21 protein-coding genes are annotated in these 24,713 nt (G+C 67.3%); 12 read left to right on the top strand and 9 right to left on the bottom strand.

What is annotated here, in order from left to right; translation table 11 throughout:
- Positions 1 to 15: 15 nt before the first annotated feature.
- Together pgi and LC039_RS03020 are read left to right on the top strand one after the other, a co-directional pair.
- The gene (pgi, locus tag LC039_RS03025; RefSeq protein ID WP_319003704.1) at positions 16 to 1,617 is read left to right on the top strand and encodes a glucose-6-phosphate isomerase; all 1,602 of its coding nucleotides are present in this window, start codon (positions 16 to 18) and stop codon (positions 1,615 to 1,617) included.
- A 110-nt stretch (positions 1,618 to 1,727) separates the two neighbouring features.
- Positions 1,728 to 2,423, top strand: coding sequence for a PRC-barrel domain-containing protein (locus tag LC039_RS03020; protein ID WP_226621575.1), 696 nt, complete (start codon positions 1,728 to 1,730; stop codon positions 2,421 to 2,423).
- 81 nt (positions 2,424 to 2,504) lie between these two features.
- Here LC039_RS03020 and LC039_RS03015 read toward each other — a convergent pair whose 3' ends face one another.
- Positions 2,505 to 2,927, bottom strand: coding sequence for a cupin domain-containing protein (locus tag LC039_RS03015; protein WP_226621574.1), 423 nt, complete (start codon positions 2,925 to 2,927; stop codon positions 2,505 to 2,507).
- A gap of 98 nt (positions 2,928 to 3,025) precedes the next feature.
- Here LC039_RS03015 and LC039_RS03010 point away from each other — a divergent pair, with 98 nt between their 5' ends.
- Together LC039_RS03010 and LC039_RS03005 are read left to right on the top strand one after the other, a co-directional pair.
- The gene (locus LC039_RS03010; protein ID WP_226621573.1) at positions 3,026 to 3,646 is read left to right on the top strand and encodes a holin-associated N-acetylmuramidase; all 621 of its coding nucleotides are present in this window, start codon (positions 3,026 to 3,028) and stop codon (positions 3,644 to 3,646) included.
- Entirely contained in the window at positions 3,637 to 4,149 is a 513-nt protein-coding gene (locus tag LC039_RS03005) for a holin family protein (protein ID WP_226621572.1), read from the top strand. The genes LC039_RS03010 and LC039_RS03005 overlap by 10 nt, the downstream gene beginning before the upstream one ends.
- Before the next feature lie 180 nt (positions 4,150 to 4,329).
- Here the strand turns inward: LC039_RS03005 and LC039_RS03000 are convergent, their stop codons facing one another.
- Positions 4,330 to 4,899, bottom strand: coding sequence for a YcbK family protein (locus LC039_RS03000; RefSeq protein WP_226621571.1), 570 nt, complete (start codon positions 4,897 to 4,899; stop codon positions 4,330 to 4,332).
- 345 nt (positions 4,900 to 5,244) lie between these two features.
- On the opposite strand from LC039_RS03000, the gene LC039_RS02995 reads away from it, so the two are divergent.
- Genes LC039_RS02995 through LC039_RS02980 form a run of 4 tightly spaced genes read left to right on the top strand, consistent with a single transcriptional unit; the run spans position 5,245 to position 9,517 of the window.
- Positions 5,245 to 6,861 (top strand): L,D-transpeptidase family protein, encoded by a 1,617-nt coding sequence (locus LC039_RS02995; protein ID WP_226621570.1) that lies wholly within the window; start codon positions 5,245 to 5,247, stop codon positions 6,859 to 6,861.
- 30 nt (positions 6,862 to 6,891) lie between these two features.
- Positions 6,892 to 8,004, top strand: a complete 1,113-nt coding sequence (gene lpxD, locus LC039_RS02990) for a UDP-3-O-(3-hydroxymyristoyl)glucosamine N-acyltransferase (protein ID WP_226621569.1) — start codon at positions 6,892 to 6,894, stop codon at positions 8,002 to 8,004.
- Between the two features lie 47 nt (positions 8,005 to 8,051).
- A complete protein-coding gene (locus LC039_RS02985) occupies positions 8,052 to 8,312 on the top strand; it encodes an acyl carrier protein (RefSeq protein WP_226621568.1) in 261 nt (86 codons plus the stop codon).
- Positions 8,309 to 9,517, top strand: coding sequence for a beta-ketoacyl-[acyl-carrier-protein] synthase family protein (locus LC039_RS02980; protein ID WP_226621567.1), 1,209 nt, complete (start codon positions 8,309 to 8,311; stop codon positions 9,515 to 9,517). The genes LC039_RS02985 and LC039_RS02980 overlap by 4 nt, the downstream gene beginning before the upstream one ends.
- A 126-nt stretch (positions 9,518 to 9,643) precedes the next feature.
- On the opposite strand, the gene gap is transcribed toward LC039_RS02980, so the two are convergent.
- Positions 9,644 to 10,645 carry a type I glyceraldehyde-3-phosphate dehydrogenase gene (gene gap / locus LC039_RS02975; protein ID WP_226621566.1) on the bottom strand — a complete coding sequence of 334 codons (1,002 nt, stop codon included), beginning with the start codon at positions 10,643 to 10,645 and terminating at the stop codon, positions 9,644 to 9,646.
- Between the two features lie 244 nt (positions 10,646 to 10,889).
- On the opposite strand from gap, the gene LC039_RS02970 reads away from it, so the two are divergent.
- Positions 10,890 to 11,858 carry a DUF808 domain-containing protein gene (locus tag LC039_RS02970; protein WP_226621565.1) on the top strand — a complete coding sequence of 323 codons (969 nt, stop codon included), beginning with the start codon at positions 10,890 to 10,892 and terminating at the stop codon, positions 11,856 to 11,858.
- Positions 11,859 to 11,990: 132 nt separating this feature from the next.
- Here the strand turns inward: LC039_RS02970 and tkt are convergent, their stop codons facing one another.
- Positions 11,991 to 14,009, bottom strand: coding sequence for a transketolase (tkt, locus tag LC039_RS02965; protein WP_226621564.1), 2,019 nt, complete (start codon positions 14,007 to 14,009; stop codon positions 11,991 to 11,993).
- A gap of 344 nt (positions 14,010 to 14,353) precedes the next feature.
- Here tkt and LC039_RS02960 point away from each other — a divergent pair, with 344 nt between their 5' ends.
- Positions 14,354 to 14,860 carry a hypothetical protein gene (locus tag LC039_RS02960; protein ID WP_226621563.1) on the top strand — a complete coding sequence of 169 codons (507 nt, stop codon included), beginning with the start codon at positions 14,354 to 14,356 and terminating at the stop codon, positions 14,858 to 14,860.
- On the top strand, positions 14,860 to 15,282 hold the full coding sequence (locus LC039_RS02955) for a cell division protein ZapA (protein WP_226621562.1): 423 nt from the start codon (positions 14,860 to 14,862) through the stop codon (positions 15,280 to 15,282). The genes LC039_RS02960 and LC039_RS02955 overlap by 1 nt, the downstream gene beginning before the upstream one ends.
- A gap of 230 nt (positions 15,283 to 15,512) precedes the next feature.
- On the opposite strand, the gene eno is transcribed toward LC039_RS02955, so the two are convergent.
- Positions 15,513 to 16,790, bottom strand: a complete 1,278-nt coding sequence (eno, locus tag LC039_RS02950; RefSeq protein ID WP_226621561.1) for a phosphopyruvate hydratase — start codon at positions 16,788 to 16,790, stop codon at positions 15,513 to 15,515.
- 249 nt (positions 16,791 to 17,039) lie between these two features.
- On the opposite strand from eno, the gene LC039_RS02945 reads away from it, so the two are divergent.
- A complete protein-coding gene (locus LC039_RS02945; protein WP_226621560.1) occupies positions 17,040 to 18,227 on the top strand; it encodes a mechanosensitive ion channel family protein in 1,188 nt (395 codons plus the stop codon).
- A gap of 19 nt (positions 18,228 to 18,246) precedes the next feature.
- Here the strand turns inward: LC039_RS02945 and LC039_RS02940 are convergent, their stop codons facing one another.
- Genes LC039_RS02940 through glgX form a run of 4 tightly spaced genes read right to left on the bottom strand, consistent with a single transcriptional unit; the run spans position 18,247 to position 24,706 of the window.
- Entirely contained in the window at positions 18,247 to 19,137 is an 891-nt protein-coding gene (locus tag LC039_RS02940) for a DMT family transporter (protein WP_226621559.1), read from the bottom strand.
- Positions 19,138 to 19,152: 15 nt separating this feature from the next.
- The gene (locus tag LC039_RS02935) at positions 19,153 to 20,787 is read right to left on the bottom strand and encodes an alpha-D-glucose phosphate-specific phosphoglucomutase (protein WP_226621558.1); all 1,635 of its coding nucleotides are present in this window, start codon (positions 20,785 to 20,787) and stop codon (positions 19,153 to 19,155) included.
- Positions 20,784 to 22,652 (bottom strand): 4-alpha-glucanotransferase, encoded by a 1,869-nt coding sequence (malQ, locus tag LC039_RS02930; protein WP_226621557.1) that lies wholly within the window; start codon positions 22,650 to 22,652, stop codon positions 20,784 to 20,786. Before malQ ends, LC039_RS02935 begins: the two co-directional genes overlap by 4 nt.
- Complete coding sequence (glgX, locus tag LC039_RS02925; RefSeq protein WP_226621556.1) at positions 22,652 to 24,706, bottom strand: glycogen debranching protein GlgX; 2,055 nt, start codon at positions 24,704 to 24,706, stop codon at positions 22,652 to 22,654. The genes malQ and glgX overlap by 1 nt, the downstream gene beginning before the upstream one ends.
- Positions 24,707 to 24,713: the final 7 nt, after the last annotated feature.

Below are 24,713 nucleotides of genomic sequence, written 5' to 3'. Positions count from 1 at the left end.
TATCGCTTGCAACGGATCAACAGGGGACGAAGCTCCATGTGGGATGACCTGAAACGCCTCGCCGCCGCGCGCGAGGGCCGCCGTATCGACGCGCTCTTCGCCGCGGATGCCGCGCGGGCGGACAGCTTCTCGGTCGAGGCCGAGGGGATGCTCTTCGACTATTCGAAAACGCAGATCGACGCCGAGGTGCTGGAGGCGCTGCTGACCGTGGCGCGCGGCGCAGACGTCGAGGCGCGGCGCGAGGCGATGTTCGGCGGCGACAAGATCAACGAGACCGAGGGCAGGGCGGTGCTGCACACCGCGCTGCGCAACCTCGCCGGCACGCCGGTCGAGGTGGACGGCAGCGACGTGATGCCCGAGGTGCTCGACACCCTGAGCCGCATGGAGGCGCTGGCCGCCGAAGTGCGCGGCTCGCAGATCACCGACGTGGTCAACATCGGCATCGGCGGCTCGGATCTGGGCCCGAAGATGGGCACCATCGCGCTGACGCCCTACCACGACGGGCCGCGCTGCCACTTCGTGTCGAACGTCGACGGCGCGGATATCGCCGATGCGCTGAAGCAATGCGACCCCGAGACGACGCTCTTCATCATCGCCTCGAAGACCTTCACCACCATCGAGACCATGACCAACGCGCGCACCGCCTGGGACTGGCTCGAAGAGAAGGGTGTTTCGAGCGATGGCAAGTTCGTCGCGCTCTCGTCCAACGCCGAGAAGGCGGGCGAATGGGGCATTCCGGCGTCCCGCGTCTTCGGCTTCGAGGATTGGGTCGGCGGGCGCTATTCCATGTGGGGGCCGATCGGCCTGTCGATGATGATCGCCGTGGGGCCGGAGAACTTCCGCGCCTTCCTGAGCGGCGGTCAGGCGATGGACAGCCATTTCCGCACCGCCCCGCTCGAGTCCAACATGCCGGTGCTGCTGGCGCTGGTGGGCATGTGGCACAACCAGGTGCTGGGCCATGCCACCCGCGCCGTGCTGCCCTACGAGAACCGCCTCGCCCGGCTGCCCGCCTACCTCCAGCAGCTTGAAATGGAGAGCAACGGCAAGTCGGTGGCGATGGACGGCGAGACGCTGGGTTTCGACAGCGGCCCGGTGGTCTGGGGCGAGCCCGGCACCAATGGACAGCATGCCTTCTACCAGCTGATCCACCAGGGCACGCGGGTCATCCCCTGCGAGTTCATGGTCGGCGCGCGCAGCCACGAGCCGAGCCTGCGCCATCACCACGAGCTGCTGCTGGCCAATTGCTTCGCCCAGTCCGAGGCGCTGATGCGCGGCCGCGATCTCGATGAGGCGCGCGGCAAGGTGGCGGGCAAGTTCGAGGGCGCGGAACTGGAGCGTCAGGCCAGGCACCGCGTGTTCCCGGGCAACCGGCCGTCGACCACGCTGGTCTACCCGCTGCTCGATCCGCGCACGCTTGGGATGATCGTCGCGCTCTACGAGCACCGGGTCTTCGTCGAGGGGGTGATCCTCGATATCAACTCCTACGACCAGTGGGGTGTGGAACTCGGCAAGGAGCTGGCGACGGCGCTGGGGCCGATCGTATCGGGCCAGCAAAGCGCCGAGGACAAGGATGGCTCGACGCGCCGTCTGATCGCATTCGCGCAGCGGAATGTCTGAGAAAGTTCCAAGTTTTCAAAGAGATTAATTTTGGGGCGCGGCCGGAACAGGGCCGCGCCCCGCGTGTTGTGAGGGCAGACAAGACGACGACTTCCCAAGGAGGAGACATCATGAAACGTCTGACCACCACCGCCGCCATCATCGCCCTGACCGCTGGCACCGCCGCCTATGCGGACAACCACAACATGGACGCCGCGCAGCAGAACGCCGACGCCGCCATGGAGAACGCCGAGCAGGCAATGGAAAACACCGGCGACGCGATCGCCAATGAGACCAACGAAGCCGTGGCCGAAGGCGAGCAGGCGCTCGACGAGGCGGGTGACGCGATGGCCGAAGCCGGCGACGAGATGAAGCAAGAAGCCGACGAAATGGGCGACGAGATGGCCCAGGCCGGCGACGAGATGCAGCAGGAAGCCGGCGAGATGGCCGCTTCGGTTGACGGCATGTTCAACAACTCGCCCGACGGCCTGATCCGCACCCGCGACATCACCGGCGGCGCAGTCTACGCCCTCGACGCCGACGGTGAAGCCGGCGACTGGGACGAAGGCATGACCTACGACACCGTCTCGGAAGACTGGGACAACGTCGGCGAGATCGAAGACATCGTGCTCAACGCCGACGGCTCGTTCCGCGGCATCGTGGCCGAGGTTGGCGGCTTCCTCGACATCGGCGACAAGCACGTGCTGCTCGAGATCGACAACGCCAAGTTCGTGCCGATCGACGATGGCTCCTACTCCGTGGTCACCAACATGACCGCCGAAGAGCTGGAGAGCCTTGAAGACATCGACGAAGGCCCGATGAACTAAGTCTCTTCCAGAGACACAGGTAGAGATACCGGGGAAGGCCGGGGCAGCACGCCCCGGCCTTTCTGCATTCGAGGGAAGCGCCTAGGGAATGTCGAAGCCCGGCGCGGCCAGTTCGAACCCCTCGAAGCGGAAGGCCGGAGAGACGGTGCAGCCCACCAGCGTCCAGTCGCCGAGGCTGCGGGCCGCCTGCCAATGCCCTTCGGGAACGATCAGCTGCGGACGCGCGCCCGACGCAAGGTCAGGCCCCAGCAAGTGATCCCGCCTCGGGCCAGCGTCGCTTTCGGCGGTCGAGAGCTGCAGCGGCGCCCCGGCGTAGTGGTGCCAGATCTCTGCCGCGTCGACCTTGTGCCAATGGCTGCACTCGCCCCGCTTGAGCAGGAAGTAGATGCAGGTGCCCGCGGGCCGCCCATCGCCCTCGGCCTCCGCGATCCAGCTCTGCCGGTAGTGCCCGCCTTCGGGATGAGGCGCGAGGCCGAGCAGGTCGATGATCTCTTCCGCCGTCATGTCCGCTTGCACATCACCCTCCGAACGCCGCGATAAAACTCCGCTTACCCCTTGTGGCAGAGCATGGGGGCTCGGGAAACCCGGCGAAGGGGGAGCAGATGACGGAAGAGGCACGGGTGCGCCGCATGGCGCAGGAGATCGTCGCCCGCGAGGGCGGCTACGTCGATGACCCGGACGATCCGGGCGGGGCAACCAACCACGGCGTCACCCTCGGCACGCTGCAGCGGGTCGGGAGCGATCTCGACGGCGATGGCGATGTCGACAGGGCCGACCTGAGCCGCCTGACCGAAAGCGATGCGGCGGCGATCTTCCTGCGAGATTATTTCCACGCGCCGCGCATCGGCGCGCTGCCCGAGGTGCTGCAGCCCTCGGTCTTCGACATGTACGTCAACGCCGGGGCCGGGGCGGTGCGGCTGCTGCAGCGGCTGCTTTGCGACATGGGCGAAGCGGTTGCGGTGGACGGGGTGATCGGTCCGCAGACCCTCGCCGCGGCGCGCCGGGCCGCGGATGCCGCCCCGGACCATATCGCTGACGCCTACGGCATCGCGCGCCGGAACTACTATTTCGCATTGGCCGACCGCCGCCCCGCCAGCCGCAAGTTCGCGCGCAGCCGCGCCGGCGGCAAGGGCGGCTGGATCCGCCGGGCCGAGAGCTTCGTCTCGCCGCGATTCCACCTGACCGAGGCGCAGTTCCGGGCGAGGGTGGCGGCATGGGGCTGATCGACCGGCTGTTTTCGGTGCTCTTTGGGCAGGGCGGCAATGTGATCCGCGAAACCGCCGAAGTGTTCCGCGAGAACGCCGAAGCGTCGTCGGGGCGCGATGCGGCGCTCCGCGCGGCGGCCCTGGAACAATTTGCGCGTGAATTTGGCACGGCGCGCCGCGGCGGCTTCGACCGGCTGATCGACGGGCTCAATCGCCTGCCGCGCCCGGCCTTGGCCTTCGGCACGCTGGGCCTGCTGGGCAGCGCAATGGTCGACCCGGCGTGGTTCTCGGCGCGCATGGAGGGACTGGCGCTGGTGCCCGAGCCGCTGTGGTGGCTGCTCGGCGCCATCGTCAGCTTCTATTTCGGCGCGCGCCACCAGGCCAAGGGGCAGGATTTCCAGCGCGAGATCGTCGCCGGTCTCGCCGCCGGCACGTCCTCCGCGGCGCCGGGCACATCGTCGTCACCCGACGACAACGCCGCCCTTGCCGAATGGCGGGCCCTGCGGGAAATTACGACCTAAGCCATTTCTCTTAGGCAGAAATATCCCGGGGGAGACGCCGCAGGCGTCGGGGGCGGCGCCCCCGAATATGGCGCGGTCGAAAAGACCGGCCCTGAAAGGACCGGTCGCAAAGGCACCCGCATAAAAGACAAAGGGCGCCCGGTGGGCGCCCCTGTCACACAAAAAACCGAAAAGCCCGGCTCAGCTGCCCCAGCTGCGGACCGGGCCGCAATCCATGTGCACGAAGTTGGAGCTGGAGTAGCGTCCGACGCCGCCTGCGTTGCAGGAGGCCGCGGCGCGGGCCATCTGGTTCACCGAGCGGGAGTTGAGCCGCAGGTCGGCCGCTTCGCCCTTGAGGTGACGCGAGTTCTTGGCAACCCCCGAGGACCGGGCCCGGAGCATCGCGTTGGTTTTCGGGCAGCGGTAGCCCGAGATCAGCATGTAGGGCTCGCTCACGTCCATGAGGTTGTGGGCGGCCGTCATGATGTCGATGGTGCGCGCGTCGATGTTCTTGACATCATTGGTGCGCCAGTCGCGCATGAAGTAGGAAATCTCCTTCAGCGCATCGGGGATGTATTCCCCTTCGATCCAGTAGATCATGTTGAGCGTTTCGCCGGTGCGGGCGGAGTAGGCCCGGAGTCTCCGGACGTCGCCTGCACCTTTAAGAAAACCCGCCGCGCTCGCGTAAGTCGGTGCTGCCGTGACGACGGTTGCCGCGAACGCGCCAAGGAGGCCACGCCGCGAAATGCAGCTTGCAGTTTTGTTTGTCATGTGAAGCGCCTGTCCCGTTTAGTCGCTGTGCCTGTTTGTTCCGCCTCGTTGGACGGACCTACCATCTTTCCCCCAGATGTGCGGCTTTTATGGCACAGGAACATTTAACGATGAAGAATATTCTCCAACCCCTAGTGGGTTCCCCTGCGAAATCGGCGAAATTTTGCGCAGACACCGAGAAGCAGTGTTGCAGCAGGCGGGAACCTCGGTGGGGCCTGTGCATTGGCGTATCAGGTGCGGAAAACTCGGAGATCGCGCGCGATTGTGTGTAGACAAGCCCCATCGCTGCACCAGAAAATCGCTTACAGGCACGAATGCGGAAAGTAACAGGTCGACATGGGTAAAATGCGAAATCTCCGGCGTGGAAGTGGTCTCGCGGCACTCGTTCTGGCAGGGGCGCTGTGTGCCCTTCCATTGGGCGCTGCAAAGGCCCAGGACCTGTCTTTGACCGCCTACAAGCAGGCTGTCGCCGAGAATCTGCTCGATACGAAAGGGCTCGCGGAGTTCTACCGGATGCGGGGATTCGCCCCGATCTGGACCGGCTCGGACGAGACCTCCGGCCTGCGCCGCGCCGCGCTGATCGAGGCGCTCGGCACGGCCCAGGTGCACGGGCTGCCGGCGCAGCGCTACGATGTCGACGGGCTGATCCGCAAGATGCGCCATGTCGAGGGCGAGCGCGCCCGTGGCGAACTCGAGGTCGAGATCAGCCGCACCTTCCTGCAATTCGCCCGCGACCTGCAGAGCGGCGTGCTGACCCCGCATGACGTCGACGACGGCATCAAGCGCGAGGCGCCGCGGCGCGATCCGAAGATCCTGCTCGAGGTGCTGGCCGCCAGCGATCCCTACCAGGTGCTGCAGCACCTCGCGCCCGCTTCGGATGAATACGCACGGCTGCTGCGTGCCAAGCTCAAGCTCGAGAAGATCGTCGCCCGTGGCGGCTGGGGGCCGACCGTGCGCACCGCCAAGCTCGAGCAGGGGCAGAGCGGCGGCGACGTGGTAGTGCTGCGCGACCGGCTGATCGCCATGGGCTACCTAAAGCCGACGCTCTCGGCGAGCTATGACGACACCCTACGCAGCGCCGTGATGCGCTTCCAAGAGAGCCACGGCCTCGCGGTCGACGGGGTGGCGGGCTCCAGCACGCTCAGCCAGCTCAACATCTCTGCCGAGGACCGGCTGAAATCGGTGCTCGTGGCGATGGAGCGGGAGCGCTGGCTCAACCTGCCCGGCGGGCTCGGGGCGCGGCACATCACCGTCAACCTCACCGACTTCCACGCCAAGATCATCGACGACGGCAAGGTCACCTTCGAGACCCGCTCGGTGGTCGGCTCGCAGGAGAGCGATCGCCGCACGCCCGAATTCTCGGATGAGATGAACCACATGGTCATCAACCCGACCTGGTACGTGCCGCGCTCTATCGTGGTGAAGGAATACCTGCCGCTGCTGCGCCAGAACCCGGGCGCCGCGGGGCACCTGGAGATCACCGACCGTCAGGGACGCGTGGTGAGCCGGTCGAACGGCTTCTCGCAGTACAGCGCCTCGAGCTTCCCCTTTGCCATGCGCCAGCCGCCGGGGCCGCGCAACGCGCTAGGGACGGTGAAATTCATGTTCCCGAACAAGTACAACATCTACCTGCATGACACGCCGTCGAAATCGCTCTTCGACCGCACGCAGCGCACCTTCTCGCACGGCTGCGTCCGGCTCAGCGACCCGCATGATTTCGCCTATACGCTGTTGGCGCGTCAGACCTCCGATCCGGTGAGCTTCTTCCAGTCCAAGCTGAACACCGGGCGCGAGACGCGGGTGAACCTCGATCAGCCGGTGCCGGTGCACCTGATCTACCGCACCGCCTTCACCACGCCGAAGGGCGAGATGGAGTACCGCGCCGACGTCTACGGCCGCGACGCGCGGATCTGGGACGCGCTGAATGCCGCAGGGGTGGTACTGGCGGGCGGGCCGAGTTAAATCCTCCGGGAGAGCATCCCGGAGGACCCCATGTCCCTAGACAGCACCGTACACAGCCATTCCATCGCTCAGATCGCCGCCGCGCTCGGCCTGAGGGCCGAAGGCGACGTCGGGATCGAGATTTCCTCGGTCGCCGAACCGGCCCATGCCGGAGCAGACCAGCTTGCGCTCGCCATGAAGCCCGAATTCGCCGCGCAGATCGGCGAGGGCAAGGCGCGCGCCGCCATGCTCTGGAACGGCGCCGACTGGCAGGAAATGGGGCTTCAGGCCGCCATTCTCGCGCCGCGCCCCCGCCACGCGCTCTCGGGCCTCTCGGCCATGCTCGACCGCGGCAACGGCTACGGCACCGGCATCCACCCGACCGCCAGCATCGACCCGACCGCCGACCTGGGCGAGGGCGTGAGCGTTGCCGCCTTCACCGTGATCGGCGCGCGCGCCAAAATCGGCGCCCGCTCGGTGATCGGTCCGCAGGTCTTCATCGGCGAGGATGCGACCATCGGCGAGGACGCCCTGATCAATTCCGGCGTGCGCATCGGCGCGCGTTGCACCATCGGGCAGCGGTTCTTCGCGCAGTTCAATTGCTCGATCGGCGGTGACGGCTTCAGCTATGTCACCCCCGAGGTCTCGGGCGTCGAGAAGGCCCGCGCCAGCCTCGGCGAGGAGGGCACGCAGCAAGCGCAGCAATGGGCACGGATCCACTCGCTCGGTGCGGTAACCATCGGGGATGACTGCGAGGTCGGCGCCAATGCGAGCATCGACCGCGGCTCGGTGCGCGACACGCGCATCGGCAATGGCACCAAGATCGACAGCCTCGTGATGATCGGCCACAACGTAGTGGTCGGCGACAACACACTGATCTGCGGCTGCTGCGGGATCGCCGGCTCGACCCGGATCGGCAACAACGTGGTTCTGGCCGGTCAGACGGGCGTGTCGGACAATATCTTCATCGGCGACAACGTGATCACCGGCGGCGGCACGAAGGTGCTGTCGAACGTCCCCGCCGGGCGCGTGATGCTGGGCTATCCGGCGATGAAAATGGAAAGCCACGTCGAGACTTACAAGGGTTTGCGCAGATTGCCACGGCTCTTCAAAGAAGTCGCGGAACTCAAGAAATCTGTTTCCAAGCTCACGGGGAATGAGTAAGCCGACCCTGACGCCGAAGCTGCGACGATAATGGGGAGCGCCGCACCATGAGTGTAAAGGACAAGGTCATCGAGATCATCGCCGAACAGGCCGTGCTCGAGCCCTCGGACGTGACGATGGAAAGCACGCTCGAGGACCTGGGGATCGACAGCCTTGGTCTCGTCGAGAGCATCTTTGCCATCGAGGAAGCCTTCGACATCTCGGTTCCGTTCAACGCCAACGAACCCGAACAGAGCGATTTCGACATCTCCTCGGTGGCGAGCATCGTCGCCGGGATCGAGAAGCTGGTGGCCGAGCAGGCCGCGTGAAACGGGTCGTCATTACGGGCGCAGGCACGATCAACGCGCTGGGGCGCGGCGTGCCTGCGACATTCGAGGCCATGCGCGAAGGGCGCTGTGGCATCGGGGAGCTGGAGTTTCGCGACGTCGAGCGCCTGGCCATCCGCATCGGCGGGCAGGTCAAGGGCTACGAGCCGGAAGAGACCTTCAACCGCCAACAGCTCGCGCTTTACGACCGCTTCACCCAGTTCGCGCTGATCGCGGCGCGCGAGGCCATCGCGCAAGCCGGGCTGGAGTTCCACGGCGATCTGGCCGACCGCTCCGGCGTGGTGCTGGGCACCTCGGGCGGCGGTCTCACCACGCAGGACGAGAATTACCGCTCGGTCTACGAGGAGGGCAAGAACCGTGTTCACCCCTTCGTCGTGCCGAAGCTGATGAACAACGCCGCCGCCAGCCATGTCAGCATGGAATTCAACCTGCGCGGCCCGACCTTCACCGTCGCCACCGCCTGCGCCAGCTCGAACCACGCCATGGGGCTGGCCTTCCAGATGGTCCGCTCCGGCGCCTGCCCGGCGATGATCACCGGCGGTTCGGAGTCGATGCTCTGCTTCGGCGGGGTGAAGGCCTGGGAAGGTCTGCGGGTGATGTCCAAGGATGCCTGCCGCCCGTTCTCGGCCAACCGCAACGGCATGGTGCAGGGCGAAGGCGCGGGCGTCTACGTCTTCGAGGACTACGACCACGCCAAGGGGCGCGGCGCCGAAATTCTCGCAGAGGTGGTGGGTTTTGCCATGACCTCGGATGCGGCGGACATCGTCATGCCGTCCAAGCAGGGGGCTGCGCGGGCGATCTCGGGTGCGCTGCGCGACGGGCGGATCGACCGCGACGAGGTGGGCTACATCAACGCGCATGGCACCGGCACCGCCGCCAACGACAAGACCGAATGCGCCGCCGTGGCAGACGCCATGGGGCCGCAGGCCGACCGGCTGATGATCTCCGCGACCAAGTCCATGCACGGCCATTGCATCGGCGGCACCGGCGCGGTCGAGCTGCTAGCCTGCATCATGGCGCTGCGCGACGGGGTGATCGCACCCACCATCAACCACGAGGAGTTCGACGCAGAATGCGCGCTCGACGTGGTGCCCAACGAGGCACGCGAGGCGGATGTCTCGGTGGTGCTGTCGAACGCCTTCGCCTTCGGTGGGCTGAACGCGGTGCTGGCGCTGCGCAAGGTCTGACGTGTGTGCGCTACTTGAAGCGCGACTCCCATTACCTGCGACGGTAGGGGCGCATAAATCGAGCACTGAAATGCAGAAGGGCGGCCCCGTGAGGCCGCCCTTCGCATATCAGGTGGTCCGCTGCGCTCAGTGCAGGGTGCGTCCCAGTTCGGCGGCGACATCGGCCATGCGGGCGGAGAAGCCCCATTCGTTGTCGTACCAGGCCAGCACGCGCACGGTGCGGCCGATGACCTTGGTCTGGTCCGGCGCGAAGATCGAGCTGTGCGTGGTGTGGTTGAAGTCGACCGAAACCTTGGGCTCCGGGTCGTAGGCCAGCACCGAGCCCATACGGCCGGCGGCGGCTTCGCGGATGATCTCGTTCACGTCGGCGACGGTCACGTCCTTGCCGGCCTGGAAGGTCAGGTCCACCGCCGAGACGTTCGGCGTCGGCACGCGGATCGACGAGCCGTCGAGCTTGCCGCGCAGGTTCGGCAGCACCTCGCCGAGCGCCTTCGCGGCGCCGGTGGAGGTGGGGATCATCGCCATGGCGGCGGCGCGGGCGCGGTAGAGATCCTTGTGGCGGCGGTCCAGCGTCGGCTGGTCGCCGGTGTAGGAGTGGATCGTCGTCATGATGCCGCTCTCGATGCCGATCGCCTCGTCGAGCACCTTGGCCAGCGGCGCCAGCGCGTTGGTGGTGCACGAGCCGTTGGAGATCATCGTGTGACCCTTCTCCAGCTCGCGGTGGTTGACGCCGTAGACGATGGTCTTTTGCACGTTCTTCGCGGGGGCCGAGATCAGCACCGACTTCGCACCCTGGTGGATGTGCTGCACCGCCTTGTCGCCGTCGTTGAAGTTGCCGGTGCATTCCAGCACGACGTCGCAGCCGGTCCAGTCCAGTTCCGTCATGTCGTAGGTCGACATCATCTCCATCGGGCCGCGGCCGATGTCCATGGTCGAGCCGTTGACCCGCACCTCGCCACCGAAGCGGCCGTGCACGCTGTCGTAGCGCAGCAAGTGGGCGGCGGTCTCGAGCGGGCCGGTGGCGTTGATCTTCACCACCTGCACGTCGTTGCGCGCGCTCTCGGCGATATGGGCGAGGGTGCAGCGGCCAATGCGGCCGAATCCATTGATGCCGACGGTCACGGTCATGGAGCGGTCTCCTGGTCAGGATGATGTCTCTGGGACGGAAGTTTCCTCTTCGTATACAGAGGTGTGCCATCGCGGCAACGCGAAAAGTGCAAGAATTGCAATATGTTAGCGATAAACTATGCTGCGTGCGCTAACATGACTCAGTGATAGCGCATAAGGTTGGGCAGTGCCGCGACGGCAGGCTGGTGTCTTGCTCATCGCGCGCCGCGCATTACCTTGGGCCCAGAACAAGACGGAGCAGAACATGAGCGGACTTCTCGCGCTTCTCGACGACGTGGCGGGAATCGCCAAGGTGGCGGCCGCCTCGGTCGATGACATCTCGGCCAGCGCCGCCAAGGCCGGCTCCAAGGCCGCGGGCGTGGTGATCGACGACGCGGCGGTGACGCCGAAATACCTGCATGGCTTCGAGGCCAGGCGCGAACTGCCGATCATCTGGCGGATCGCCCGGAGCTCGGTGTTCAACAAGGTGGTGATCCTGTTGCCGCTGGCGCTGCTGCTCTCGTCGTTTGCCCCCTGGCTGCTGCCGCCGCTGCTGATCGCCGGCGGCTCCTTCCTGTGCTTCGAGGGCGCCGAGAAGGTGCTGCACGTGCTGAAACCCGGCCACGAGAAGAGCGGCCCGGAGCAGCAGGTGGAGAAGGGCGATCCGATGCACCTCGAGGAGCAGAAGGTGAAGGGCGCGATCAAGACCGACTTCATCCTGTCGGCCGAGATCATGACCATCTCGCTTTCGGCCATCGAGGTCTCCGAGGTGTGGATCAAGGCGATCGCGCTGGGGCTCGTCGGCGTCGGCATCACCGCGCTGGTCTACGGCGCCGTGGCGCTGATCGTGAAGATGGATGACATCGGTCTCTGGCTCACGCGCGTCGGCCGCCTGGGGGTGACCCGGGCGCTCGGGCGGAGCATCGTCAAGGCGATGCCGGTGGTGATGTGGCTGCTCTCGACCGTGGGCACCGTGGCGATGCTCTGGGTCGGCGGCTCGATCCTCGTGCACTCGCTGGCGCAGATGGGCTGGCACATGCCCGAAGAGACCATCCACCACGTCGCCGAGGCCGCGGCGCATATGGTCTCGGAAGAGCTGCAGCCCGCCGCGCTGTGGATCGTCACCGCGGTCTGCGACGGAATCCTCGGCGTGATCTGGGGCATGATCCTCGTGCCGATCGTGACGAAGCTGGTGCTGCCGCTCTTCGGCGGCAGCAAGACGGCGGCGCACTGAGCGCCGCCGGCCGCCCCTGCAACAACGAGAAAGGGCGCCCCGCGAGAGGCGCCCTTTGTCATTCTTCTCTTTGGAAACACGCCGGGGGTGAGCCCGCGGAGCGAGGGGGCAGCGCCCCCTCCCGGCCTCCGATCAGAGCAGGCCCTTGGCCTTCTCGACCACGTTTGCCGCGGTGATGCCGAACTTCTCGTAGAGCACATCTGCCGGGGCCGAGGCGCCGAAGCTGTCCATGCCCACAAACGCCTGCTTGGCCTCGCGGCCGCGCTCGCCGAGCAGCCAGCGGTCCCAGCCGCCGAGACGGGTCGCCGCCTCGATGCCGACGCGCACGGGGCCGGCAGGCAGCACGCGCTTGCGGTAGCTTTCCTCCTGCTGCGCGAAGAGCTCCATGCAGGGCATGGAGACGACGCGGGTGCCGATGCCCTCGGCCTGCAGCGCGTCGCGCGCGGCCAGCGCGATCTCGACCTCGGAGCCGGTGGCGATCAGGATCACCTGGCGCTTGCCCTCGGCCTCTGCGAGCACGTAGGCGCCCTTCGAGGTGAGGTTGGAGGTCTTGTGCTCGCGGCGCACGGTCGGCAGGTTCTGGCGGGTCAGCGACAGCACCGAGGGCGTACCCTTCTGCGTCAGCGCCACTTCCCAGGCTTCCGCGGTCTCGACGGTGTCGGCCGGGCGGAACACCAGGGTGTTCGGCGTCGCGCGGCTGATCGCCAGGTGCTCGACCGGCTGGTGCGTCGGGCCGTCTTCGCCGAGGCCGATGGAGTCGTGGGTCATCACGAAGACCGTCGGGATCTGCATCAGCGCGGCAAGGCGCATCGAGGGGCGCGCGTAGTCGGTGAAGGCCATGAAGGTGCCGCCGTAGGGGCGCAGGCCGCCGTGCAGCGCCATGCCGTTCATCGCCGCGGCCATGCCGTGCTCGCGAATGCCCCAGTAGACGTAGCGGCCCTTGCGGCTGTCCACGTCGAAGACGCCCAGGTCACCGGTCTTGGTGTTGTTCGAGCCGGTGAGGTCGGCCGAGCCGCCGACGGTCTCGGGCATGATCGGGTTGACCACCTCGAGCACCATTTCCGAGCTCTTGCGGGTGGCGACCTTGGGGCCTTCCTCCGAGATCTGCTTCTTCAGCGCGCGGATCACCGCCGAGAGCTTCTTCGGCGCATCGCCGTCCTGCTGGCGGGTGAATTCCTTCTGGCGGCTGTCCGAAAGGGCGGCAAAACACTCTTCCCACTCGGCGCGATCGGCGGCGCCGCGGCTGCCGACCTCTTCCCACCAGCTCTTCACCTCGGCGGGAACCTCGAACGGGCCGTAGACCCAGCCCCAGTTCTCCTTGGCGGCGGTGTTCTGCTCGGCATTGGTCAGCGCGCCGTGACCCTTGGAGGTGTCCTGCGCGGCGTGGCCGAGGGCGATGTGCGTCTTGCAGGCGATCATCGTCGGCTGCGCGCTCTTCTTCGCCGCCGTGATGGCCGCGTCGATCTCTTCGGGGTCATGGCCGTCGATCTCGATGACCTCCCAGCCCGCGGACCGGAAGCGGCTCACCTGGTCGGTCTTGTCCGACAGTTCGACCTTGCCGTCGATGGTGATGCCGTTGTTGTCCCAGAACACGACGAGTTTGCCGAGGCCGTAGCGGCCGGCGAGGGTGATCGCCTCCTGGCTCACGCCCTCCATCAGGCAGCCGTCGCCGGCGATGACGTAGGTGTGGTGGTCCACGACCTTCTTGCCGAAGCGGGCACGCAGGATCTCTTCCCCCATGGCGAAGCCGACGGCGGTGGCGATGCCTTGGCCGAGCGGACCGGTGGTGGTCTCGATGGCGTCGGCGTGGAAGTTCTCCGGGTGGCCGGCGGTGCGGGCGCCCCACTGGCGGAAGTTCTTCACCTCGTCGAGGGTGATCTGCTCGTCGCCGGCAAGATAGAGCAGCGAGTAGAGCAGCATCGAGCCGTGGCCGGCGGAGAGGATGAACCGGTCGCGGTCCGCCCACTTCGGGTTCTTGGCGTCGAATTTCAGGTGCTTGGAGTAAAGCACGGTGGCCACGTCGGCCATGCCGATGGGCATGCCGGAGTGGCCGGAGTTTGCAGCCGTGACCGCGTCCAGCGTCAGCGCACGGATGGCGCAGGCGCGGGTCCAGTGGTCGGGGTTCTTGGCTTTGAGTGCAGAAATGTCCACGGGGCTTTGTCCTCTTGCCGGAAGCCTGTCATCGGGCTCAATAGCAGCGCTGCCGATAAGTTCAAGCGCAGTGGGATAAACCAGTCATGCGCAGGATGAAGCTCGCGCCATAAGGCCTTGGAACATATGGCGAGCAATTTCCCGGCACGCTTGTTATCCTTTTCGCTGACCCGGGTGCATTGATTCGCCTTTCCGGACTCTTTGGTATAGGTCTCCGGCAAACGGATGCGGGCCGTGACGCGCCTTGGCGCGGGGCCGCGGCGGGAACCGACCGGACCGAAGACGCCGGAGAGAAACGCCGGAACAAGAGCACTCGGAACGAGGCAAGGAACAAGGGACGCAGGATGAGCCAGATCGACGAGCTGCACTCACGCATCACGCGCGCATTCGACCGCATCTCCACGGGGGTCGAGGCGCTGGGACAGGCGCCCATGGGCACCGAGGCGGAGGCCGAGAGCGAGATCGCCACGGCGCTGGAAGAGGAACGCATGGCCAATGCCCAGCTCGAGGAGCGGGTCCGGCAACTGCATGCACAGCTCGAGTCCGCGCCGACCGCCGCCCCGGACGGCGAGGCGCTCGCGGCGCAGTTGGCGGAGCAGCAGGGCGCCCTGGCCGCGCTCGATGGCGAGCTGCAGCGCCTGCGGCAGGCCAACGACATGCTGATGCGCTCGCAGGCCGAGATGCGCGCCGCGCTCGAGGCCGGGCTCGGAGAGCCGCATCTGGTCAACCAGGCCATGCTGGCCGAGCTTGAATCGCTGCGCGCCGCGCGCGGCGTCGAAGAGGCCGAGGCCCGCGCGCTGCTCGCCGGGCTGGCCCCGGCGCTGGCCGCCACCACATCGGAGGACCTGTGATGTCGCAGATCGAAGTCGAGATCCTGATCGGCGGCCGCAGCTTCGAGGTCGCCTGCCAGCAGGGTGAGGAACAATATCTCCAGGCCGCGGCGCGGATGCTGGATGGCGAGGCGCAGGTGCTGGTCGGCCAGATCGGCCGCATGCCCGAGGCGCGCATGCTGCTGATGGCGGGGCTGATGCTGGCCGACAAGACCGCCGGGCTCGAGGATCGCCTGCGCGAGACCGAGGACCGGCTGCGCGAGTCCGAGGAGCGAATGGCCGCCATGGCCTCCGAGGTGCGGGCGCTGCGCGACGCGCCGCCGCCCGAGGCGGAGCGCGTCGAGGTGCCGGTGATCCCGCGCAGCCTCACCGAGGCCATGGCCGAACTGGCCGCCCGCGCCGAGGCATTGGCCGAGGCGGTCGAGGACAAGGCGGGCTCCTGAATTTCGTCTAGGCCCAATGATCCCGGAGGAGCGGCGCGCAGCGCCTTGGGGGCAGAGCCCCTGAATCCTTCCTGCGGGCATTCTTCCAGTGGGCCGCGCGGAACTCGGGCGCAGGGGTGCCGGAGACGCGGGTGTCATGCGTGTTCGGAAAGACAAGACGCACCGCAGGGCAGCTCAAATTAAAAGGGCGGGGAAATTCCCCGCCCTTCGTCGTCTCAAAGGCGCGCAGATCAGCGCTTGAGGATCGAGCGGCCGGCGTATTCCGCCGCCTCGTCCAGCATCTCCTCAATGCGGATCAGCTGGTTGTATTTCGCGAGCCGGTCCGAGCGCGCCAGCGAGCCGGTCTTGATCTGGCCGCAGTTGGTGGCGACGGCGAGGTCGGCGATGGTGGCGTCCTCGGTCTCACCCGAGCGGTGCGACATCACGTTGGTGTAGCGCGCGCGGTGCGCCATATCGACGGCCTTCAGAGTCTCCGACAGCGAGCCGATCTGGTTGACCTTCACCAGCATGGAGTTGGCGACGCCCTGCTCGATGCCCATGGCGAGACGCTCGGGGTTGGTCACGAAGAGGTCGTCGCCGACCAGCTGGACCGTGTCGCCGAGCTTCTCGGTGAGCAGCTTCCAGCCGTCCCAGTCATCCTCGGCACAGCCGTCCTCGATCGAGATGATCGGGTAGTCGGCGCAGAGCTTGGCGAGGTAGTCGACGTTCTCGGCGGAGGTGAGCGAGAGGCCCTCGCCCTTCATCTCGTACTTGCCGTCCTTGAAGTATTCGGTCGAGGCGCAGTCGAGCGCGAGGTAGATGTCCTCGCCGGGCTTGTAGCCGGCCTTCTCGATCGACTTGAGGATGAAGTCCAGCGCCTCGCGGGTGCCGCCGAGCTCGGGCGCGAAACCGCCCTCGTCGCCGAGGCCGGTGGACATGCCCGCCGCCGAAAGCTCCTTCTTCAGCGTGTGGAACACCTCGGAGCCCATGCGTACGGCCTCGCGGATGTTCGCCGCCGAGACCGGCATGATCATGAATTCCTGGATGTCGATCGGGTTGTCCGCATGCTCGCCGCCGTTGATGATGTTCATCATCGGCACCGGCAGGACGCGGGCCGAGGTGCCGCCAACGTAGCGATAGAGCGGCTGGCCGGTGAAGTCCGCCGCGGCCTTGGCCACCGCGAGCGACACGCCGAGGATGGCGTTGGCGCCAAGGCGGCCCTTGTTGTCGGTGCCGTCGAGCTCGATCATCGCCATGTCGATGGCCAGCTGCTCGGTGGCGTCGAAGCCGACGATGGTCTCGGCGATCTCGCCGTTCACCGCGGCCACGGCCTCGAGCACGCCCTTGCCCATGTAGCGCGCCTTGTCGCCGTCGCGCTTCTCGACGGCCTCGTGCACGCCGGTGGAGGCACCCGAGGGCACCGCGGCGCGGCCCATGGTGCCGTCTTCCAGCGTGACGTCGACCTCGACGGTGGGGTTGCCGCGGCTGTCGAGGATTTCGCGGGCGTGAATGTCGATGATGATGCTCATGGGTCCCTCGCAAAGGAATGGGTTCGCGACGAGCTATAGCAGGGGCACCGCAGATGTAAATAATGGCGCTAACGCTAACACTCCCTGTTCCCATGGGGTTGCGCTAACAACTTCATGGCCTTGCAGGATAGTTTTTTGCCATGGCGAAAATCGCGTCTAGGTTTTTGCTGCAGACGCACAGGCAATGATCAGCAGGAAAGGCCGCGCAACAGGTGCCGAGGGGAGGACGGCGCCGCGCGGAGATTGTGCATGGAAGAAGAAATCAGCGAGATCGGGCAGCAGGTGGCCGATATCTCCGAGCTCGACCAGCTCGAACAACAGGTGGCGGATTTTTCGGAAACGGTGGAGTCGATCATCCCGGTCCTGCCGGGCTGGGTGATGCCGACGGCGGTTCTCGGCGTGGCATTCCTGGTCGGCGTTCTGGCCTTCAGGCTGGTGTTCGGCATCCTCACCAGGCTGGTCGCCAAGCGCGAGCTGTTCTGGCGCAGCCTCGTGTCGCGCACCCGGCGGCCGCTTCGGATGGGGCTGGTGGTGTTCTTTCTGGCGATCGGCGTAGCCGTGGCACCGCTCGACGCCACCTGGCGCGATCTTGCGCAGCACGCGCTTCTGATCGCCTTCATCATCCTCGTGGCCTGGGTGGTGCACACGGCGCTGAACATCTGGACCACGGTGCGGTTGCGGAAATTCTCGCTCGATGCCGAGGACAATTTCCTGGCCCGCAAACACGTCACACAAAGCCGCATCCTCGTGCGGTTGACCGGCTGGCTGATCCTCATCGTCACCGTCTCCGCGATCCTGATGACCTTCCCGGGGGTGCGGCAATGGGGGGTTTCGCTGCTGGCCTCGGCGGGGGCGGCGGGCATCGTCGTCGGTTTCGCCTTCCAGCCGGTGCTGAAGAACCTGATCGCCGGGATCCAACTGGCGATCACCCAGCCGATCCGCATCGACGACGCGGTGATCGTCGAGGGCGAATGGGGCTGGATCGAGGAGATCACCGGCACCTACGTGGTGATCAAGATCTGGGACTGGCGCCGGCTGATCGTGCCCTTGAGCTACTTCATCGAGCAGCCGTTCCAGAACTGGACGCGCGACGGCTCGTCGCTGATCGGCGGGGTGCTGCTCTATCTCGATCACTGCGCCGACATCGGCCGCATCCGCGAGAAGATGAACGAGATCTGCCGCGAGAGCGAGCTCTGGGACGGCAACGTGTGTCACCTGCAGGTGAACGACTTCCGCGAGCGGGTGATGGAGATCCGCATCCTCGCCTCGGCCCGCAACGCACCGCGCACCTACGACCTGCGCTGCGAGATCCGCGAGAAGCTGATCACCTGGATCCAGCGCGACATGCCCGAGGCGCTGCCGCGCACCCGCGAGACGGTCTCGGTGGATGCGGCGAACAGCGTGACGGCGCCGGGGATCGAGGTCGTGGGCGGATGATGTGCCGAGCCGGGCGGCCTCAGAGCCCCCGGTTCACATCCCTGTCCTTGGCCCGTGCCAGCCGGTGCTCGCGGACGAAGGTGTAGAGGCCGGCGCAGAGGATCAGCGCCGCACCCGCGTAGGTCCAGCCGTCCGGGCGTTCGCCGAAGATCATCATCCCGAGGCTCGCGGTGAAGATCAGCCGAGTGTAGCGGAAGGGCGAGACCGCCGCGACCTCGGCCATGCGCATGGCATTGGTCACCGCGAGATAGCCGCCCGCCGTCACCATCACGGCGCCCGCCATGGGCAGCAGCGCGGGCAGGGTGAAGACCGGGGCGCGCCCGGAGACCAGCAGCAGCACCAGCCCCACGGGTGCGATTGAGAGCATGCCCCAGGCCGAGACCGCGACCGAGGGGATCGCGGCGGGCAGGGTGCGGGTGACGAGATCGCGCGCCGCCAGCCCGATCACCCCGACGACCGCAAAGATTTCCCAGCCGGTGAATTCGGCGCCAAAGGGGCGGATCACCATCAGCATGCCGACGAGGCCGACGCCGATCGCCGACCAGCGGCGCCAGCCGACGCTTTCCCCGAGGAAGAGCGCCGCGCCCAGCGTCACCGCCAGCGGCGCGGTCTGCATGATCGCCGCCATCACCGACAGCGGGATGTAGGTCAGGCCGATGATCATGCCGAGCCCGCCCACCATCTCGAAGAGGTTGCGTAGCAGCACGCGCGGGTGCAGCGCGTCAGCGCGGCGCAGCGGCAGTGTCTTCAGCCGGGCGAGGATCAGGAAGACGCAGCAGCCGCCGAGACCGATGGCCATCATGACCTGGCCGGAGGGCGCCTGTAGCGTCGACAGCTTGATGAAGGCGTCGCTGAGAGCCAGCAAAGCCATGCCAAGCACCATCAGGGCGATGGCGCGGAGGGTGTCCATTGTCGTGTCTTCCGATCAGGTGATGACGTCGGGCGCGTCGCGGCCAGTGCGGGTCTTGATCCCCGCGATCGCCTCGGCGGCGGCGATCACCGGCGCCAGGGCAACCTGCGGATCGAGCGCGAACTTGGCGGGATCGGTCTCGACCTTCTCGAGGTAGACGCGCAGCGTGGCGCCCTCGGTGCCGGTGCCCGAAAGGCGCAGCACCAGGCGCGAGCCGTCCTCGAAGCCGATCTGCAGCCCCTGGTTCTCGGCGCGCGAACCATCGACCGGATCGTCGTAGGCGAACTCTTCGGCCGAGGCGACCTTCATCCCGGCGACCTCGTTGCCCGGCAGCACGCCGAGCTGCTCGCGCACGTGATCCATCAGCCCGTTCGCCGCATCGCTGTCGACGCCCTCGTAATCGTGGCGCGAGTAGTAGTTGCGGCCGTATTCCTTCCAGTGGTCCTCCATCAGCGCGGCGACGGAGCATTGCTTTTTGGCCAGCACGTTGAGCCAGAAGAGCACGGCCCAGAGGCCGTCCTTCTCGCGCACGTGGTCCGAGCCAGTGCCGGCGCTTTCCTCGCCGCAGAGCGTGGCGCGGCCCGCGTCGAGCAGGTTGCCGAAGAACTTCCAGCCGGTGGGCGTGGCGTAGCAGTCGATGCCGAGGCCCTCGGCGACGCGGTCCACCGCGCCCGAGGTCGGCATGGAGCGCGCGACACCCTTGAGACCGCCTGCATAGGCCGGAACCAGCGTGGCGTTGGCGGCCAGCACGGCGAGGCTGTCCGAGGGGGTCACGTAGCAATGCTTGCCGACGATCATGTTGCGGTCGCCGTCGCCATCCGAGGCAGCGCCGAAGTCGGGCGCGTGGTCGCCCATCATCTCGTCCATCAGCGGCTTGGCCCAGATCGGGTTGGGGTCGGGGTGGCCCTTGCCGAAGTCGGGCAGCGGGATCGAGTTGATCACCGTGCCGGGGCCGGCGCCGAGTTCCTCTTCGATCAGCGTGCGCGCGTAGGGGCCGGTCACCGCATGCATCGCGTCGAAGCGCATGGTGAAGCCCGCTCGGAACAGCGCGTGGATGGCGTCGAAGTCGAAGATTTCCTTCATCAGCTCGGCGTAGTCGGCAACGGGATCGACGATCTCGATCTCCATGTCGCCGAGCATCACGGTGCCGGTGCCCGCGAGCCCCACGTCCTGGCTGTCGAGAATGTGGAATTCGGTGATCGTCTTGGTCGCCTCGAAGATCTTGTCGGTGATGCCTTCCGGGGCCGGGCCGCCGTTGGCGGCGTTGTACTTCACGCCGAAGTCGCCCTCGGGGCCGCCGGGGTTGTGGCTGGCCGACAGGATGATGCCGCCGTCGGCGCCGCGCTTGCGGATCAGGTTCGAGGCCGCGGGGGTCGAGAGCAGCGCGCGCTCGCCGACGATCACCTTCTTGGCGCCGCTGGCGGCGGCCATGCGCAGCACGACCTGAGCGGCCTGGCTGTTGAAATGCCGCCCGTCACCGCCGAGCACGAGGGTCTTGCCCTCGACCCCGCCGATGCCGTTCCAGATGCTTTGAATGAAATTTTCGAGGTAATGGTGGCTCTGGAAGACGGGTGTCTTCTTGCGCAGGCCGGACGTGCCCGGCTTCTGCCCCTCGATCGGCTCGGTGGGAACGGTACGGATATGCGTCATGAATGTCTCCTTCGCCCGGATGCTTCCATGATCCGGGCGGCATTGGCAAGAACAGGTGTGTTTGCAATCTCTTGCGGACCGAGCGGCAGGCGCTGGCGCCAGTTGGGATATTCCCAGACCGTGCCGGGCAGATTGGGCTGCACGTCGCTGTCCAGAAGATCCTCGACCTGGACCGCAACCAGCCGCGCGCGGGTGGCGGCGAGCACGTGGAACATGGCTTCCGGCGCCTCGGGTGCCAGATCGCCGCGGAACTGCCCGCTGAGCCAGTCGAAGCCCGCGATCTCGCGCCCGCGCCATCCGCGCATGCCCTGCGCATGTTCGGGCGGGGTGAGGCCGATCTGCTCGCGGATGTCGATCTCGCGCCCGGCGCGCCAGCCCTTCCACGTGGGCAGGTCGTGGGTGGTGAAACTGGCGATGACCGCCTCGTCGTAGTGCTCGGGGCGCTTGAACTCGGGCGGGTCGTTTTGGTGCTCGAAACAGGCGAGACGGCAGCCCAGCAGGCCGCTTTCGTCCATGGCGTGGTGCAGCCCGTCGGGGATCACGCCAAGGTCCTCGCCGATGATCACGCCGCCGCAGCGCGCGGCCTCGATGCGGGCGATGGCGAACATCGCCTCGCGCGGCATCTGCACATAGGCGCCGGGCAGGCCGCCGCCGTCGGGCACCCAGTAGGCGCGCTCGAAGCCGATGATATGGTCGATGCGCAGCATGCCGCAGAAGCGCAGCTGCTGGCGCAGGGTGAGGGCGAGCGCCTCGAAGCCGGTTTCTTCCAGCACCACCGGGTTGAACGGCGCGAGCTGCCAGTTCTGCCCCTGCGGCGCGAAGGCGTCGGGCGGCGCACCGAGGCTGGCGCCGGTGGCAAAGGCGGCGCGGTCGGTCCATGTCTCGGCGCCATGCGGATGGGTGCCGACGGCGAGGTCGAGATAGAGCCCGTGGGCCATGCCCGACGCCTGCGCCCGGCGCTGCGCGTCGCTGACCGCCCCCTCGGCGGCATATTGCAGCCAGGCGTGGAAGCGGACGCGCTCGGCCAGCTCGCGGGCGGCCTGAGCGACCTCGGGGCTGGTCGGATCCTGGTAGGGGGTCTCCCAGCTGTCCCAATAGGCGCCGAGCTTTTCCGACAGCGCCTGGTGCAGGGCGAAGCGGTGAAGCTCCTCGCCCTCGTGCCGCAGCCAGGTGTCGAAGCCGGGGCCGGGCGGGGCATTGTGGAACTGCGCCTCGAGCGCGGCAAGGCGGGCCGGAGTCTCGGTGGCGAAATCGACCAGCGGGCCGGGCGTGGCGGCGGTGGCGGTCGGCAGATAGAGCGGCGAGAGGCGACGGCGGTGCGAGGGCGTGTAGGGGCTGAAGCCGCCCGGATCGGCGACGTGAAAGCCCGCGTGAATAGGGTTGATGCCAAGAAAGCCCGCCCCCTGCGCGCCGGCGCCCTCGGCCACCACCGCGAGGTCGTCGAAGCTGCCGATGCCGCCCTGCGCCGCGGGGCGCAGGCAGGCCAGCGGCACCATCAGTCCCCAGTCACGCTCGGGCAGCGGCAGGCGCGGCGGCGCGCTGAGCAGCCAGCATGTCTCGCCGCCGGTCTCGAGCCGGTGCCGCCCCAGCGGCAGGGCGGGCAGGCGGCCTTCGCCCTCGATGCCGCGGCCGTCCTCGAGGGTGATCTGCCAGGCGCCCGGCACCCCCAGCGAAGGCGGCTCGCCGTGGCTGCAGACGTGCCACTTGGGCAGGTCGCGCACGGTCAGCGGCGCATCGCCATCCAGCCCCATGGCCGCGAGCAGCGCTGCCTTGGTCTCGGGCGGTGTGCTGTGCCATTCGCCGTAGAGATCGCGGTATTCGCCGAGAATCCCGGCCTGTTCAGCGCGGGCGTCGAGCTCGCTCATCATGCCTCCTCTGCCAACAGGAGCACCGAGTTCGCCGCCAGCGTCACGGTGCCGCCGAGGCGCTGCGGGTCCGCCTCGGGATCGGTGGTGTCGATATGGCGCACCCAGGAAAAGCCCTCGCCGGGGTCCGGCAGGGTCAGCTCCACCGCCTCACCGGCGTTGAGCGCAATGTAGATGGCCTCCTCGCGCTGCTTGTAGAGCGGCGTGCCCGAGGCCATGCGGAATTCGGCGCAGAGCACCTTGAGGTGGCCGTTGGTCCAGTCGGCGCGGGTCATCTCCTGCCCGTCGGGGCGCCACCAGAACAGATCCGGCACGCCGTCGACCCGGCGCGGCCGCGAATGCAGGTAGCGGCGCTGACGCAGGATCGGGTGCGCCTTGCGGAAGGCGATGAGCTTGCGGGTGAAGGCGAGGAAGGCGTCGTCGCGGTTGTCCCAGTCGATCCAGCCGGTCTCGTTGTCCTGGGCGTAGGCGTTGTTGTTCCCGCTCTGCGAGTTGCCGATCTCGTCTCCTGCGAGGATCATCGGCGTGCCCTGGCTCAGCAGCAGCGTCGCCATCATGTTGCGGCGGCGTTGGGCGCGGGCCTCGAGGATCGCCTCGTCCTCGGTCGGGCCCTCGACGCCCATGTTGTCCGAGTAGTTCTCGCCGTGGCCGTCGCGGTTCTCTTCGCCGTTGGCCTCGTTGTGGCGCTGGGTGTAGGACACCACGTCCGTCAGGGTGAAGCCGTCGTGGGCGGTGAGCAGGTTGACCGAGGCGGTGGCATTGCGGCCCGAGTGATCGAAGAGTCCCGCCGAGCCGGTGATGCGGTCGGCCATCACCGGCACATGGCCGAGGTCGCCGCGCCAGAAGCGGCGCACGCCGTCGCGATACTGGTCGTTCCATTCGCTGAAGGGCGGCGGGTAGGCCCCGAGCTGGTAGCCGCCCGGGCCAATGTCCCAGGGTTCGGCGATCAGCTTCTTGGCGGCCAGTACCGGGTCCTGCCGCAGCGCCTTGAAGAAGGCCGAGTTGCGGTCGAAGCCCTGCGGCGTGCGGCCCAGCGTCGAGCACAGGTCGAAGCGGAAGCCGTCGACGCCCATGGTGGTCGCCCAGTAGCGCAGGGAGTCCATCACCATGCGCAGCACCATCGGGTGGTCGATGTTCAGCGTGTTGCCGGTGCCGGTGTCGTTGATGTAGCCGCGCTTGTTCTCGGGCAGGCGGTAGTAGCTGAGGTTGTCGAGCCCGCGGAAACTGAGCGTCGGCCCGTGCTCGTCGCCCTCGCAGCTGTGGTTGTAGACCACGTCGAGGATCACCTCGATCCCGGCGGCGTGCAGCCGCGCGACCATGTGCTGGAACTCCCAGATCGCGCCGTGGTCGAGGTAGCGCGGATCGGGCGCGAAAAAGCCGAGGGTCTGGTAGCCCCAGTAGTTGCGCAGCCCCTTGTCGACGAGGAACTTGTCGTTGAGGAAGGCATGCACCGGCAGCAGTTCGATCGCGGTGATGCCGAGGCCGGTCAGATACTCGAGCACCGGGTCCGAGGCGATGGCGAGGAACTTTCCGGCGGGCTCGGCGCCGGGAAAGCGCTGGGTGAGGCCCTTGACGTGGGCCTCGTAGATCACGCTCTTGGCAAGCCGGGTCTCGGGCGGGCTGTTGCCGCCCCAGTCGAAGCTGGTGTCGACCACCACGCCCTTGGGCATGTAGGGCGCGCTGTCGGCGGTGTTGCGCGCGTCGGTGCCGCCGAACAGCGCGTCGTTCCACACCGGATGGCCGGTGATGCGCCGGGCGTAGGGGTCGAGCAGCAGCTTGTGGGGATTGAAACGGTGGCCCTGCCGCGGCTGGAACGGCCCGTCGACGCGGTAGCCGTAGTGCTGGCCGGGAGTGAGACCGGGTACCCGCCCGTGCCAGACATCGCCGTCGCGCTCGGGCAGGGGGAGGCGATGGGTCTCGGTGCCATCCTCGTCGAAGAGACAGAGCGTGACGGACTCGGCATGGGCGGAGAAGAGCGCGAAGTTCACGCCGTCGCCGTCGAATGTCGCGCCGAGCGGGGTGGCGGACCCCGCGAGGATGACCGGCTCGCTCATCTATGCC

Source organism: Alloyangia pacifica (assembly GCF_020524285.1).
GTDB classification, from domain to species: Bacteria; Pseudomonadota; Alphaproteobacteria; order Rhodobacterales; family Rhodobacteraceae; genus Salipiger; species Salipiger pacificus_B.
This window is presented reverse-complemented; position numbering and strand designations above follow the sequence as displayed.

What these genes read in the sequence shown, in the direction of transcription:
- LC039_RS03020 (WP_226621575.1), top strand. Translation starts at nt 1,728, where the DNA reads ATGAAACGTCTGACCACCACCGCCGCCATCATCGCCCTGACCGCTGGC.
- LC039_RS03015 (WP_226621574.1), bottom strand. Translation starts at nt 2,927, where the DNA reads ATGACGGCGGAAGAGATCATCGACCTGCTCGGCCTCGCGCCTCATCCC.
- LC039_RS03010 (WP_226621573.1), top strand. Translation starts at nt 3,026, where the DNA reads ATGACGGAAGAGGCACGGGTGCGCCGCATGGCGCAGGAGATCGTCGCC.
- LC039_RS03005 (WP_226621572.1), top strand. Translation starts at nt 3,637, where the DNA reads ATGGGGCTGATCGACCGGCTGTTTTCGGTGCTCTTTGGGCAGGGCGGC.
- LC039_RS03000 (WP_226621571.1), bottom strand. Translation starts at nt 4,899, where the DNA reads ATGACAAACAAAACTGCAAGCTGCATTTCGCGGCGTGGCCTCCTTGGC.
- LC039_RS02995 (WP_226621570.1), top strand. Translation starts at nt 5,245, where the DNA reads ATGCGAAATCTCCGGCGTGGAAGTGGTCTCGCGGCACTCGTTCTGGCA.
- lpxD (WP_226621569.1), top strand. Translation starts at nt 6,892, where the DNA reads ATGTCCCTAGACAGCACCGTACACAGCCATTCCATCGCTCAGATCGCC.
- LC039_RS02985 (WP_226621568.1), top strand. Translation starts at nt 8,052, where the DNA reads ATGAGTGTAAAGGACAAGGTCATCGAGATCATCGCCGAACAGGCCGTG.
- gap (WP_226621566.1), bottom strand. Translation starts at nt 10,645, where the DNA reads ATGACCGTGACCGTCGGCATCAATGGATTCGGCCGCATTGGCCGCTGC.
- LC039_RS02970 (WP_226621565.1), top strand. Translation starts at nt 10,890, where the DNA reads ATGAGCGGACTTCTCGCGCTTCTCGACGACGTGGCGGGAATCGCCAAG.
- LC039_RS02960 (WP_226621563.1), top strand. Translation starts at nt 14,354, where the DNA reads ATGAGCCAGATCGACGAGCTGCACTCACGCATCACGCGCGCATTCGAC.
- LC039_RS02955 (WP_226621562.1), top strand. Translation starts at nt 14,860, where the DNA reads ATGTCGCAGATCGAAGTCGAGATCCTGATCGGCGGCCGCAGCTTCGAG.
- eno (WP_226621561.1), bottom strand. Translation starts at nt 16,790, where the DNA reads ATGAGCATCATCATCGACATTCACGCCCGCGAAATCCTCGACAGCCGC.
- LC039_RS02945 (WP_226621560.1), top strand. Translation starts at nt 17,040, where the DNA reads ATGGAAGAAGAAATCAGCGAGATCGGGCAGCAGGTGGCCGATATCTCC.
- LC039_RS02940 (WP_226621559.1), bottom strand. Translation starts at nt 19,137, where the DNA reads ATGGACACCCTCCGCGCCATCGCCCTGATGGTGCTTGGCATGGCTTTG.
- LC039_RS02935 (WP_226621558.1), bottom strand. Translation starts at nt 20,787, where the DNA reads ATGACGCATATCCGTACCGTTCCCACCGAGCCGATCGAGGGGCAGAAG.
- malQ (WP_226621557.1), bottom strand. Translation starts at nt 22,652, where the DNA reads ATGAGCGAGCTCGACGCCCGCGCTGAACAGGCCGGGATTCTCGGCGAA.
- glgX (WP_226621556.1), bottom strand. Translation starts at nt 24,706, where the DNA reads ATGAGCGAGCCGGTCATCCTCGCGGGGTCCGCCACCCCGCTCGGCGCG.